We start from the raw sequence: 14,224 nt of genomic DNA, 5'->3' as shown, positions 1-14,224 counted from the left end.
CCAAGCTTTTAGTTATTATTGTTATTGAGTCGTTAGCATCGGCTAGTCTTGCATAGGTAAATCGAGGCCCTGCTCCTTGGCGCAGTTTTTCGCAATCTCGTAGCCCGCATCAGCATGGCGCATCACGCCTGTCGCTGGGTCATTCCACAGCACACGGCCAACCCGTTTTGCCGCCGCATCTGTGCCGTCACACACAATCACCACACCCGAATGTTGGCTAAAGCCCATACCGACGCCGCCGCCGTGGTGCAGCGACACCCAAGTTGCACCGCTAGCGGTGTTGAGTAGCGCGTTCAATAATGGCCAATCGGATACCGCATCTGAGCCGTCCAGCATAGATTCGGTTTCGCGGTTCGGGCTGGCCACTGAGCCAGAATCTAAGTGGTCGCGACCGATTACCACGGGCGCCGACAACTCGCCATTTTTGACCATTTCATTGAAAGCTAACGCCAAGCGAGCGCGATCTTTTAAGCCAACCCAGCAAATACGCGCTGGCAGACCTTGGAAGGCGATACGCTCGCGCGCCATGTCTAGCCAATTGTGCAGGTGTGGATTATCTGGGATCAGTTCTTTGACTTTAGCGTCGGTTTTGTAGATATCTTCGGGATCGCCAGATAACGCCACCCAGCGGAACGGGCCAATGCCTTCACAGAACAGTGGGCGAATATAAGCAGGTACAAAACCTGGGAAATCGAAGGCATTTTCAACGCCCATTTCAAACGCCATTTGGCGAATGTTATTACCGTAATCGAGCGTGGCTGCACCCGCGGTTTGCAGGTCGAGCATGGCTTGTACTTGCACCGCCATCGAAGCTTTCGCCGCTTTCACTACGCCCGCTTCGTCGGTTTTACGCATGGCGGCGGCCTCAGCCATAGTCCAACCCTGCGGCAGATAACCGTTTAACGGATCGTGTGCCGAGGTTTGGTCGGTCACCACATCTGGGGTAACGCCGCGGTTAACTAATTCAGCAAACACATCGGCGGCATTCGCTAATAAGCCCACTGATACTGGCTTACCAGCTTGGTTCGCTTCTTCAATCATGGCTAATGCTTCATCGAGCGAAGTGGCTTTTTTGTCAACATAACGAGTACGCAGGCGGAAATCGATGCGGGTTTCGTCGACTTCACAGGCTAACACTGAGAAGCCAGCCATAGTGCCCGCCAGCGTTTGTGCGCCGCCCATACCACCTAACCCGCCAGTAAGGATCCATTTGCCTTTAGAGATGCCCTCAAAGTGCTGTTTTGCGACCGACACAAAGGTCTCGTAGGTGCCTTGGACTATGCCTTGAGTGCCGATATAGATCCAAGAACCCGCCGTCATCTGACCGTACATGGCCAAACCGAGCTTGTCTAACTCGTTGAAATGCTCCCAGTTCGCCCAGTGTGGCACTAGGTTTGAGTTAGCAATCAGCACGCGCGGTGCATCCGCATGGGTGCGAAATACGCCCACAGGTTTGCCCGATTGCACTAATAAGGTTTCGTCGTCTTCGAGGCGTTGTAAAACTTCGATAATTTTGTCGTAACAGTCCCAATCGCGGGCGGCGCGGCCGATACCACCATAGACGACTAAGTCTTCTGGGCGCTCGGCGACATCGGGATGTAAGTTGTTCATTAACATACGCATTGGCGCTTCAGTGAGCCAACTCTTACAGCTTAATTGTGTGCCATGCGGTGCAATAATACGGCGGCTTGGGTCGTGGCGCTTATCCATTGAATTTTCCTCTTTCAACCTGTGGTGCTAACTCGTATTCGCTAAGTCGCTAATACGGGTTAGCACTATTGTTTTTATTGTGTTTTTATCTTTTAACTTATAAGGGTACAGCTATCAAAGTTACTGATTTACATCTGTTAATCACGCCACTGGCGTTACTTGCTAAAGGTTAAGTGGCCGCCGAGTTTAAAGCGGCTACCTGGGTGAACTAATTTTGCGAAACTCACGACGCCTTGGCGTGACCAAGTACGGCGTAAAATCTGTAGACAGGGCTCAGTGGCGGGGATTTCGAGACTTTGCTGTAATTCTTCACTGGCGATAATCGCTTCAATCGTGTGATGCGCCTCGGTCAGCGGTGCCACTTGGGACAAATATTCGTGGGGTGTCTGCTGGGTAAAATCCTGCAATAAATAATCGGGCACCAACTCGGGATTCACATAACGCTCTTCAACTTGCAACGGTAAGCCCTGCTCGCAATGCACTAAGATCGAATGAAATACTGCCGCACCGTGCTCAAGCCCAAGGGAAATTGCGATACTCGTACTCGCCGCGACTTGCTCTAACGCCCATTGCTGTACGCTATAGCCGTGGCCACGGTCTTTTATCTCATCGGCAATATTGCGGATCGCCAACATAGACGACTGGGATTTACACCCTGCGACAAAGGTGCCTAGCCCTTGAGAACGCTCAAGCACACCGCTATCCGTAAGTTCGGTTAACGCACGTCGCGCCGTCATTCGGCTGCAGGTAAACAAGTCGGCCAGCTGATTCTCGGAAGGCACGCGGGCGTTTTCTTCCCACTCGCCAGATTCGATAGAGGAGATAATGTATTGCTTAATTTCTGCAAACTTAGGAATAGCCAAAACACATCCTCTTAAATTCAGCTTCTTGTTCCTGTGCCCTTGCGAAAGTCATGCTTGCTAAAGGGGCGCAGACGAAGGCGACAAAGACACGGGTCTGTCATGCCACTTTCAAACGGTGAAAATAGCGGCTACAATCCTAGCTTGTATATACAAGTAAATACAAGCTAGCTCACATAAATTTAATAAACCGTTAATCACTTGGTTAACATCTGCCAGCACAGCGAGGGGAATACATGTCTTGGGATCAGGTTTGGATTGACGTTAACTTAGCCACAATGGACCCTTCCATATCAGCACCTTATGGCGCGATCACCAATGCGGCTATCGCAGTTAAAGATGGCAAAATTGCTTGGCTTGGCCCCCGCAGCGAACTGCCCGCCTTCGATGTGTTGTCCATTCCTGTTTACAGAGGCAAAGGCGGCTGGATCACCCCAGGATTGATTGATGCCCACACCCACTTAATCTTTGCCGGTAATCGCGCCAATGAATTTGAGTTACGCCTACAAGGCGCGAGTTACGAAGAAATTGCCCGCTCAGGTGGCGGCATTATTTCGACCGTTAAAGCCTGCCGCGAAGCAGATGAAGCAGAATTATTTGAACTCGGCCGCCAACGCTTAAACGCGCTCGCCAAAGAAGGAGTGACTACGGTTGAGATCAAATCGGGTTACGGCTTAGATACTGAAACTGAATTGAAAATCCTGCGTGTCGCCCGCGAGCTCGGCAAGCATCACCATGTAGATGTGAAGACCACATTCCTTGGCGCCCATGCGATTCCGCCAGAATATAAAGACAATAGCGACGGCTACGTCGACTTAATTATCAATAAGATGCTGCCCGCAGTGATCGCCGAAAACCTCGCCGATGCGGTAGATGTGTTCTGCGAGAATATCGCCTTTAACCTTGAGCAAACCGAACGGGTACTCAGCGCAGCCAAAGCGGCGGGCTTAGAGATTAAGCTCCATGCCGAGCAGTTAACTAATATGGGTGGCAGTGCACTGGCCGCACGTCTTGGTGCTAAGTCTGTTGATCATATCGAATATTTAGATGAGGCAGGCGTAAAAGCCTTAAGTGAAAGCGGCACCTGCGCTGTACTGCTGCCAGGCGCGTTTTACTTTTTGCGGGAAACCCAAAAGCCACCTATAGATTTACTGCGCCAATATGGCGTACCTATGGTGCTCGCCAGCGATTTCAACCCAGGTTCATCCCCCATTTGCTCAACCCTGTTAATGCTGAATATGGGCTGCACCTTGTTCCGCTTAACGCCAGAAGAAGCCTTAAAAGGCCTCACCTTAAATGCCGCCAAGGCACTCGGGATTGAAGATAACGTCGGCAGTTTAGTCATTGGCAAACAAGCCGATTTTTGTCTGTGGGATATCGCCACGCCTGCGCAGTTGGCCTACAGCTACGGCGTCAATCCCTGCAAAGATGTGGTGAAGAATGGCAAGCTAGTTCACCAGTAGCATAGTTCCATCAATAATAGGTGCATCAATAATAGGTGCATCAGCAGCAAAAACGGCATAAGCGAAACGTTAGATAAGGTCGCAAAATCAAACTTGGCGACCTTATCTGAATTTAAACACTGGCCCCATTTTCTAACTGCTCATCTTCTTGTTTTACCAGTTTATGCTCACCTTCGTTACAACCTATTTTCCAATAGCTCGAGGTATAAAAATGGCTCTTAAGCAATGAATGCGCTTGCTTAAAGTATCTTCTTAGCGCGCGCATGCTATTAAATTCACAGGCAATCCATACGGCGGGCTCGCCAGCAAGCCAAGGTAATTGGGCAATTCGCTCGACCAAAGGACGGCCTTCGGGATCGGCTTCAGGATTGATCACCCAACGCAACTCGACATGTTCAGGATGCACTAAAGGTTGAATATCTGCTTCACTTAGCACTTCTATCACAGCGTAACCCACGGCATTGTTTGGTAATTTTGCCAGATTCACGCTAATTGCGGGTAAGGCTGTCATATCACCTGCGAGTAAAAACCAATCCGCCTCAAAGTTGATCAGTTTTTTAAGTCCGGGTCCGCCAATTTGAATGAGTTCGCCCACCTGCACCGTTTTCGCCCAACTCGATGCGGGGCCGTCAGTATCGTGCAGCACAAAATCCACATCGATTTCATCATCGCGTTGCTGGCGGATAGTGTAAGTTCGCATTAATGGACGCTCACCCGCTTGTGGGAATAACAACTTGATATAGGCACTCTCTTGATCGACAGGAAATCCAGCCAATCCCGCACCGCCTAAGGTGATGCGTAACATATGCGGAGTGATATAAGTCGCGCGGATCACTTCTAGCTCACGTGGTGCAGGTTTATTCATTATGATTTTCTCCTATGGCGTGTTCTTCCGTTAAGCGCAACTCAATGGCTCCGTTTCCAGCCGTATCTTTTGGCTTACTAGATGGTCTTTTTTGAGTAAGGCAATCAGTTTCACTTTTGGCGGCAGCGGCATCATCCACACTTTTACTGATCCTATTGGCAAGTTTAATAAAAGTATCAACTTCGTCTGAACTGAGCGCTTGCGTCATGCGCGCCACGGTTTTACGTTCTGATGCATTGATCTGAGTCATGATCTTTTCCCCCTCAGCCGTGGGTCGCAGTAACTGGCTGCGGCCATCCTTAGGGTTATCGATTTTAGTGATCAACCCGCTCTGCTGTAGCTCATTAAGAACACGGGTAATTTGTGCTTTATCCCGCTGCATACGCAGGGCGATAGACTGGGCTGTCGATTCAGGATTGCGACACACGCCCTTCAAGGCTCGGATATGAGTGACAGGTAAATCAATCTCTTGTGCAGCAATATCACTACGCAATTGCTTTTTGTAGGCATGCACTAATCTGTGCAAAGTTTCACTGAGTGACAATGACGACATAGAAGGCTCTCGATATAGTTGACTGTATCAACAATATCGAGATTAGTTGATTGTGTCAACTAAGTAACCCTGTACTGAGTGTGCGGCAATGTGCAAATAATCAGAAAATGATTAAGCACTGGCTTTCCAGTGACGCGCCATAAACTCATCCTTGAGGGCTCGACCGTAACATCCCTGTCACGAACGGTCCCTTACATGCCAGTGCTTAATCTCATCAACTCCCGCGCATATTAACGATCTAATTTAGCCATTAGCATTATGCAATTTACGTTTCAGGAAACTGCGCCGCCATCACAAACTCGTTATGTTGATAATGTGGCATCATCAAGATGGCTTGAATCAGTTCTTAAGGAATTTGATTCATTTTAGGGTAAAAAAATGCCCTCCAATACCCGATAACAGGGCTTAAGGGCATGTTTTGGCGGTGTGATGAATCAGTCTGGGGTTGAGTGATTCACTGACATGAACCAGAAAACTTAGTGAATCAATCCGCCAGCTCTTGCGATCCCTACAATACCAATCAAAATCCAAAAACCATTGAGTAACGTGTAAGCGGCATCTTTGCGTAAAGCGGCACACCATGTTAGCAAAACAGCATCTATCGTGTTGAAAATCCAAACAAACATAAAAGGACTTTCAGGGCCAAGCCAACTGACAAGTGAGAAACTAAATATGCGCATTAGAACACCAACCATTTCAAAGGTCCGCATGTTTGCGTTCAAGAATGCATTAAATTTTTTATAAGACAATTTATTACTACTCTTTTATTTATAAGCAAATTCTTATCATGTAGAACGACATATAAGAACGACTGTTACCAACGCAACCCCTTTGACACGGGTAAATTGCGTGAAATTTTAGTATGTAAACCAGACGAGGTAAATCTGATTCACGGATTTTAACGAGGCAAACATGTATACGCAGGTCTTACCTAGATTAATCACCAAGTTTACATCTCAATATTTTGATTTTTATCCACAAAAAAATCAAAATATTGAATAAACAACAAAACATAGACAGGCTTAATCTGCGATATTGTGCGCTTCTGGGATAAGTAATTTATTTATAATGTCGACTCACTAGAACATGTTAAATATTAAACATAAGAATAGGATAGAAGGTATCACCATCAGCACACTCACTGCCGAATATACCCAACCCAATGTTTAAAATAGTGAAAGATTGCGATACCAATAAAATTGGCGACGATACTAAATCGAGTGAACCAACTTAACGAGCTATCTATTATTACACTTTGAAGAAAGCTCAATGACAAACGACCCGACATAGGCGCAGCTCGGAAACTTGAAATAATCAATGTATTTATTGCTTTATGGATAATAACAACTGACTCACCAGCTCAAAACATTGCACGAATGACTAACCGTCAACCTGAAACGCTGCTAAATTACAGTCCTACACTCGCACGATTAAGGAAGCTGCATGCTCAATCCTGAACACAGTTACTGGCATGACACGCTTAAAGCCATTCGTCGCTGCGGTAGAAAACTCATTGAATTTGAACTGTTATTCACCTTAGTGTCGGCGGGTATTATCGTCCCGTCTTTTGGTTGGTTACTGCGCCATCTGATTGCCAAAACGGGCAATGTCACCATCACCAATTACGACTTAATCGCCTTTGCCATGTCTCCCTATGGCTTGCTGTTTATGGTCATTACTCTATTCAGCAGCTTTACCGTGTTTTTTACCCAACGTGCTGGAGTCACGATTCTCGCAGCATCTGGCTTATACGATATTCCCATTGGCCCAGTGCGGGCGCTGATTTTCGCAACTGCGCGCTTACCCGTATTTATTCGCCTTGGTAGCATTTATGCGGCTTGCTTATTGCTGCTCAGCGTACCTTTTATCGGGTTAGGATATCTGATTTTCAGCGTGTTTCTACAGGGACACGACATCAATTACTACTTGTATTTCAAGCCTATAGACTGGTATCTCGCCTTAACGAGTATGGCGTTCTTAGCGATAATCTATGTCCTTGTTGCCTTATATCTGTGGGCCAAAGCGGCCTTTTCACTGACGATTATTGTGAGTGAAACGACCGATGCTTTGACGGCACTCAAACGTAGTTGGCAATTAAGCGCAGGCAATGAACACCCGATTATGTGGCACGCTGCGGGTTGGTGGTTGAGGATAGGTGCTTTGGTGTATCCCTTAATGCTGCTGATCTCCTGGGGTGCCGATAGCTTACTCGATAGGGTTACGCTGACACTTTCGACAGAATTAGCCATATTGGCCCTCGTCTCCGCACTGATTTTTATGCTCAGCGCGGCATGGTCCTTACTCGGAATGTTTGGGGAAGCCTTTATCATATTGCTGTTATACCGCCAACTGGGAGAAAAACCCGCAGTGTTAGAACGCCTTGGGCGACAAACGGTAAAAAGAACGTCTGAACTGTCGATTTATACGATAAGCGGGGTGTTGATCGGCACTTTTTTAATCATGTTGGGGTTAGGGGTATATGCCCTCAATAGTGAACCACAAAGGGATGACATCCTGATTACTGCCCACCGTGCTGGCGCTGCTAGGGCACCAGAAAATACCCTTGCGGCTTTGCGTTTAGCGATTGCAGAAAAGGCGGATTATGCCGAAATCGATGTGCAAACGGCATCCGATGGCACCTTAATGGTATTGCACGATGCTGATTTAATGCGCATAGCGGGCGATCCAAGGCGAGTTGCTAACCTCAGTGCGAGTGAAATACAACAGCTTGATGCAGGGAGTTGGCACAGTGCCGCCTTTGCAGGTGAATCCGTACCAACACTACTAGAGATGCTTAATGAGGCACGCAACAAAATCGGTTTGAACATTGAGCTTAAATATAATCAAGCCGATCCCAGCTTAGCGCAGGCCGTTGTCGCCTTATTGCAACAAGAGAAAATGACACAACAAGTGGTGATTACATCGCTCGAAGCAAGAGCCATTGAAGAAGTTCAACGACTCGACCCTTCCATTCACACTGGCCTTATCGTCACTCAATCCATTGGCGATCCCATTAAGGCGAATACACAATTCTTAGCGGTCAATCAATCGATTACTAACGAAAAGTTTATCGCCCGTGCACACAAAGGAGGTAAGCAAGTGCATGTATGGACTGTTAATAATCCACGGCAAATGCTGCGCATGTTGGCGCTGGGAGCCGATGTACTCATTACCGACTATCCGCAGGAAGCAGTGGAAATCCGAGAACAGTGGCTCGCGTTATCCCCTGTTGAACAAACGGCACTGCGCCTACGCTATGTTCTGTAAATTCTGCTTATTTACTAGGCCTCGCCTCGAAGCGCTTAGCTCTGCGTTGGAGCAACCAAAAGAGGCTGAGCACCCCAAATGAAGCGGCTAAAGTGGTCAGCGTGAGTGCAAGAAATCCGGCCACCCAAGTTAAAACAACATCATTCACTCGGAGTTTAGATTCAAGCAACGACAAGTCATTAAGTCGCAAATAAACCGACAAGGTATAGTTCAAGTGGATGATGGCTAAATAGTGCTATTTAACTGAAAAATAGTGATTTTTAGTCAGAGTCACACAGCCCATTGTTTGGTTGGCGGTGTAGAAAGGTAAAGCCAATGACTAAGTTTGAAGTCAGCCACTTTGAGGTACTGGCAACAAAGCGCAAAGTGTCATCGTCACTTTTCTAAGTGTTCGCAATGATTATCTGAATCTGGGGTAAATTCTTGCAAGGTTTCAACAGGGCCATGAAACAACTTGCCAAGCTCAGCGATGGTCATAGTTTTTAGCCGAAAAAGCATCATTACCCCATACTCTTTATCTACAAAAGAGTGCACGCCAAACGACACGACTGCAGTAATAATAGAAATGGGGGATATTAAAAAGCAGTTCGACACTCATCTGAGTTCTTCTTGGGCGCGGCATAGCAAGTCCTCCACATCAAGACTTTTGTTGAGTCGAGGATCCTAAATAATGCGATTTAAGCTGAGTAGCTCGATTTTCGGCGCGGACACAGTCAGATAACTGCGCACACATAAAAAACCCCGCAACAAAGGCGGGGTCAACAATAGAAAGCTGCCAGCGACTAAAACTGTAATTTGCCAGCAGTTAACAAGATCAAAAATGCCACTGAATACCGACAGCGGTCAGATTACTGACTTGTGGTGATGTCTGATAGCTACCATAACTAAGCTGAACGGACCATTGTTCTGACAAGGTCCAGCTTAGACCCGCGGTGTAGGCAGCTTGCCAATTTTGCTGCGAGCGTGATTCAGCAGCAGTATCAAATAACTGCTGCCGCTGCATTAAATACCAGCCACCAGCAGTGCCAAACACGGACACCGGGCCAGCCAGAGGATAAGACAAGCGCACCGCCAATGTTGGACCATAACCTGAACCGCTGACCAGTCGTGCAACATCAGGCAACTCAGTCTGTTGCAACACACCAGGCAGGCGCACCGTTAACTCACCAGCATCCAACCAACCGCCTTCCAGCGCCAGGTATGTATTTAACTGATAGCCCCCATGCAGTTGCCAGGCCAGCCGCTGCTCCTGCTCCGCGCTGAATTGCTGACCTTGTAACTGAAAACGGCTGTCGGTATCCATCTGACCAACAGTCGCACGCAGATATATCTTATCCAGCGCCATGGGCTCTGCGACCACAGGTGCAGAACCCGCCACTAGCAACAGCAGTCCTACCCGACGCCGCAGCACCAATGCCAACAAACCTACCAAAGACCACCAGCCGGTGCTGCCACCCGCAGTGTTATAGACTTTATCGGTCCGTACTACCTGCGCCAGTACTCCTGGATCAACAATGACACCATTGGCTTTACCATCAGCATCATTTGGACCGCCATCTTCAATAATAAGCCGCACACATTCATCCTTCGCAGTTAAACCCGGTGTCCACACCACATCTGACACCAACGGACAACGGCCTTCACTATTTTTGCCTGCACTAAACAACTGATTACGGCTGTTTTGCACAAAATCAAACCAGCGGCCATTGTGATGTTTACGCCAGACACTTTCAGTATTGATCTGACGGCCTTGCGGCAACGGGATCACAACAGGCACACTTTCACCCTGATTATTCAGGTTTCGGATCTCAAAATCGACCAACTGGCTTTGTTGCTGGTAGCCTTGATCAGGTAAAGCGCCGTCATTCAACGCCACGCCAAACTGGCCACTGGCCCAGGAACTGGCCTCACTTTGTTGACCCAGCGTCAGTTGATATTGCGCCGGAATTTCCAAATAACTAACGCCTGCTTCGGCCGGGGTACAGCTACTGACTCGGCCATTCTGGTCCTGTTCAACTTTTGGACAAAGCGGTAACCGGCCAGGCTGGGCAGTGAATAAATTCGCTGCCGCTGGCAAACCGCTCTGGTCAAGCTCGCTGCCACAATGATCATGCGCGCAACCAGCCACCACCAACAACACCAGATCCGTTTCCAGAGTTTGATTATTGTCAGTCGCTTGCAGCTTAAACTGATAACGGCCTTGTAACTTGGCAGGATCCAGCATCATCACATCAGCTTCCACCACAGCAGCGACAGCTAACTCGCCTAACTCCCAGCGATAATCCAGCACTTTGTCGTGACTATTGCCAGCCTGCAACCTGATCAAACCAGCTTCCTGCCTGACGGCATAACCAGATAAACCGTCCTGTTCTATGCTGACCTGCAACGCAGCAGTGCTGGCCATAGCACCAGTCTGCAGTTGATGGATCGCCGGAGTGCCCAAAACCGCATTGCCTGAACTGACTGCGGTCAGCTTGATCGTGGCATTATTACTGGTTTGTTCCGATAATTGATAACTGCGACGCCGCTCGTCCTGCAGATCAATCAACAGCTTCTCTTCGCTAAGCTGAACGCCTTCAGCGCTAAACTCTACCGTCACCGGATAGCTGATCGCTTCATCACTGAGCCAAATACTGATTTTGGCTGCCGTTTGCTGTGCAACCTGTTGTGAGGCGGCAGTAAAAGCAACAAATGGATGCACTTCCAGCGTCAGTATCTGAATTTGCTGGCTTTGTTCATCCTGCAACTGCAACTGATAACGACCGGTTTGCTGACTGCTAAAGATAAATTCAGTGGCGGAAACCGCCTTGAAGAGAGTGCTGACTTGTTCTGGCGATAGCTGCTGCAGCTGGTTCGCTCGCAACACCTCACCACCCAACCAGCGGAACTGGCCACTGCCTCCGCTGACAGTTACCGCAACAGACTGATTGGCAGTGACCAGATTCGTCTGGACGGCTGCTTGCACCGCAAAAGCAGCGAAACTTTGCAATTCGACTATACAATCTGCCGTAATGGCGGCAGTGTGGATGGTTTGTTGTCGCAGCACAGCACCGCAACCATGCACTTGCAGATAAAGCGCCGGATCGGTTTGCGTCAAACTAAACACCGCAGATTGGCCATGGGGAATTGCTTGTTGCGCTGGGCTGATCGTCACCCCTGCGACCGTATTGACACTGACCTGATACAGACGATCTTTATACTGGGCCTTTACCGTTAAGGCGGCAGTGATTTTGCTAAAGTCCGCATCCCAGCCAGTGAAGGTATAACCTTCCCGCTCTGGTGCCGTTGGTGCAGTCGCAGCCCGGCCATGAGTAATTTGCTGGGTCGATAACACCTGACCTTCGGCATCGACAAAGCTTACGACATACACATTCTGGCTGTATTGCGCTGTCACTGTTAAAGCTGATGTCACTTTAGCAAAACTGACATCCCAACCGGTGAAAGTATACCCTTCCCGCGCTGGCACAGCTGGCGCTGTTGCCGACTGACCATGAGTAATTTGCTGGGTCGATAACGACTGACCTTCGGCATCGACAAAGCTTACGACATACACATTCTGACTGTANAGAACTTGAGTACCACACTGAGCGTCGAACGCTTCCAGTTGGCTAGGGCTGCGTATTCTACGCATTTCCCGTTTCGCGTCAAGGAGTTTTGCAAACTTTCTCAACACTCATCAATCAGTAAACTCATCGATGAACCGTCACATCAGGCTGCTTAACGCTGTCTGCCGTGTCAGTGGATGCGCATTATAGGCAGTGAAACTTTTTGTGCAAGGGCTTTTTTAACAATCTGCGCCAAGCGAATAAATAACCACCAAACTGCAGAAATATACTGCAATACTGAGCAATATCGCTGTTTGGGTTGATAAGTTTGGCAGAAGGAATAGCCTATTGCTGGAGTTTTAATAGATTGAATGGGCATAAACAGAAGTTGATAGCTATTTTTCGTAATATCTATCAGCAAACCTCTAAAAGCGTTATGCCCAGTGTGATGTCTTACTCTTGTTTGCACCTAGCTAATGATAAGCACTGATCAAAAGCACGAGCCCTAAGATTTATACTCTTCTTGTTTCTCTTTTTCGATACTTGTAGCGCTTTGTGTTTGTGCTGCAGCTTGGGTTGAGTGATTGATCTCGACATTCGTCACCGTATCATCACCGACAATATGCGCGACTTTGAGTTTCCTTACCGTTCTGATAGTAATGATCGGGCCTGAAATCGCATATAAGTAGAAGCCGACACATAAGATCAATGCAGGTTGAACTGACACCACCACAAATACACCGACGACCAGTAAGATCACGATAAAGTTAACCTTGCCACGCCAGTCAATTTCTTTAAAAGAGTGATAGCGAAAATTACTGACCATCAATAAACCAGTTGCCGCAGTCACAAGGGCTGCAATCCAACTGATATTTTTTCCATCGAGACTGTATTGATTACCAAGCCAAATGCTGCCAGCAATAACAGCTGCAGCGGCCGGACTAGCGAGACCTTGAAAATAACGCTTATCGGCAACGCCAACTTGCGTATTAAATCGAGCGAGCCTGAGTGCCGCACCTGCACAATAAATAAATGCCGCCAACCAACCAATTTTACCTAAGTCGGCTAATGCCCAATTGTAGGCGAGTAGTGCTGGCGCCATTCCGAAGGACACCATATCCGCCATACTGTCGTATTCGGCACCAAAATCACTTTGGGTATTAGTCAGTCTTGCCACTCGACCATCGAGACCATCACAGATCATGGCTATAAAAATGGCTATTGCAGCAGCTTCAAAGTTAGCATTCATGGAAGCAATCACAGCATAAAAGCCAGAAAACAATCCTGCTGTCGTAAAAAGATTAGGCAGTAAATAGATACCTTTATTCTTTACTGTTTGATTTGAAGAATTTTGCATACACTTATTACGCTAGTTCAGTGAAGAGAAGTTAGCTTTCAAGATAACATATTTTATTATCATGTCGATGAGAGACCAGTTAGGGATAATTTCGATGTTAAAAGTGAACATGTTCAGAATAATACTGTATCGATGGCTCTGGCTCGGCCTTTTCATTAGCCCCGTTTCTGCGGGCGTTATCTATACTTGGGTCGACGAAAATGGGGTGACGCATTACAGCCAACAAGCCCCGCAACAAGAAAACATCAAAGCAGAAAAGCTCTACAGTGAAGATTTAGAGCAGGCGAAAGTGGGTTTTATCGCACCGGTAAAGAAAGTTGAGCCAACTTCTAAAGCCAATGAATTAGAAAAGTCAGCGGCGCTGATTAAAGAAAAAGACGCCAAACAGGCTAACTCCATTTGTGAGAGTGCAAAACACAATTTAGAAATACTCACAACGCACACTAAGCTTATCCGCCAAACTTCCGATTCGGGTGAATCTGTCGCTATGACTGAAGAAGATCGCCAAGCCTCGATTGCCCAGCAGCAGGAAAGAATCAAACTCTTCTGTGATAAGAAGTAGCCAAATTTACTATGCCACTACATTAATGAACAACGATTAACG

General features: G+C 47.6%; 10 protein-coding genes. 3 read left to right on the top strand and 7 right to left on the bottom strand.

Annotated features, from left to right (window positions below):
• Positions 1–42 precede the first annotated feature (42 nt).
• Positions 43–1,710, bottom strand: a complete 1,668-nt coding sequence (gene hutU, locus HUB64_RS10715; RefSeq protein ID WP_173496972.1) for a urocanate hydratase — start codon at positions 1,708–1,710, stop codon at positions 43–45.
• A gap of 155 nt (positions 1,711–1,865) precedes the next feature.
• Positions 1,866–2,573, bottom strand: coding sequence for a histidine utilization repressor (gene hutC / locus HUB64_RS10710; RefSeq protein WP_173496971.1), 708 nt, complete (start codon positions 2,571–2,573; stop codon positions 1,866–1,868).
• A 233-nt stretch (positions 2,574–2,806) separates the two neighbouring features.
• Between hutC and hutI the strand changes: the two genes are divergently transcribed.
• A complete protein-coding gene (gene hutI, locus HUB64_RS10705) occupies positions 2,807–4,033 on the top strand; it encodes an imidazolonepropionase (protein ID WP_173496970.1) in 1,227 nt (408 codons plus the stop codon).
• A gap of 112 nt (positions 4,034–4,145) precedes the next feature.
• On the opposite strand, the gene HUB64_RS10700 is transcribed toward hutI, so the two are convergent.
• The 3 genes from HUB64_RS10700 to HUB64_RS10690 form a co-directional block, all read right to left on the bottom strand.
• Positions 4,146–4,898, bottom strand: a complete 753-nt coding sequence (locus HUB64_RS10700; protein ID WP_173242513.1) for a siderophore-interacting protein — start codon at positions 4,896–4,898, stop codon at positions 4,146–4,148.
• Positions 4,891–5,451, bottom strand: a complete 561-nt coding sequence (locus tag HUB64_RS10695; RefSeq protein ID WP_173242511.1) for a MarR family winged helix-turn-helix transcriptional regulator — start codon at positions 5,449–5,451, stop codon at positions 4,891–4,893. The genes HUB64_RS10700 and HUB64_RS10695 overlap by 8 nt, the downstream gene beginning before the upstream one ends.
• 476 nt (positions 5,452–5,927) lie before the next feature.
• Positions 5,928–6,200: a hypothetical protein gene (locus tag HUB64_RS10690; RefSeq protein WP_014610083.1), complete on the bottom strand. Its 273-nt coding sequence runs from the start codon at positions 6,198–6,200 to the stop codon at positions 5,928–5,930.
• Between the two features lie 694 nt (positions 6,201–6,894).
• Between HUB64_RS10690 and HUB64_RS10685 the strand changes: the two genes are divergently transcribed.
• Positions 6,895–8,718 (top strand): glycerophosphodiester phosphodiesterase, encoded by a 1,824-nt coding sequence (locus HUB64_RS10685; protein ID WP_173242509.1) that lies wholly within the window; start codon positions 6,895–6,897, stop codon positions 8,716–8,718.
• An 814-nt stretch (positions 8,719–9,532) separates the two neighbouring features.
• Here the strand turns inward: HUB64_RS10685 and HUB64_RS10680 are convergent.
• Positions 9,533–12,349 (bottom strand): InlB B-repeat-containing protein, encoded by a 2,817-nt coding sequence (locus HUB64_RS10680; RefSeq protein WP_173496969.1) that lies wholly within the window; start codon positions 12,347–12,349, stop codon positions 9,533–9,535.
• Between the two features lie 419 nt (positions 12,350–12,768).
• On the bottom strand, positions 12,769–13,620 hold the full coding sequence (pssA, locus tag HUB64_RS10675) for a CDP-diacylglycerol--serine O-phosphatidyltransferase (protein WP_173496968.1): 852 nt from the start codon (positions 13,618–13,620) through the stop codon (positions 12,769–12,771).
• Between the two features lie 94 nt (positions 13,621–13,714).
• Here pssA and HUB64_RS10670 point away from each other — a divergent pair, with 94 nt between their 5' ends.
• Positions 13,715–14,182 (top strand): DUF4124 domain-containing protein, encoded by a 468-nt coding sequence (locus tag HUB64_RS10670; RefSeq protein WP_173496967.1) that lies wholly within the window; start codon positions 13,715–13,717, stop codon positions 14,180–14,182.
• Positions 14,183–14,224 lie beyond the last annotated feature (42 nt).

The organism is Shewanella sp. ISTPL2 (assembly GCF_013283205.1).
Classification (GTDB): Bacteria; Pseudomonadota; Gammaproteobacteria; order Enterobacterales; family Shewanellaceae; genus Shewanella; species Shewanella oncorhynchi.
This window is presented reverse-complemented; position numbering and strand designations above follow the sequence as displayed.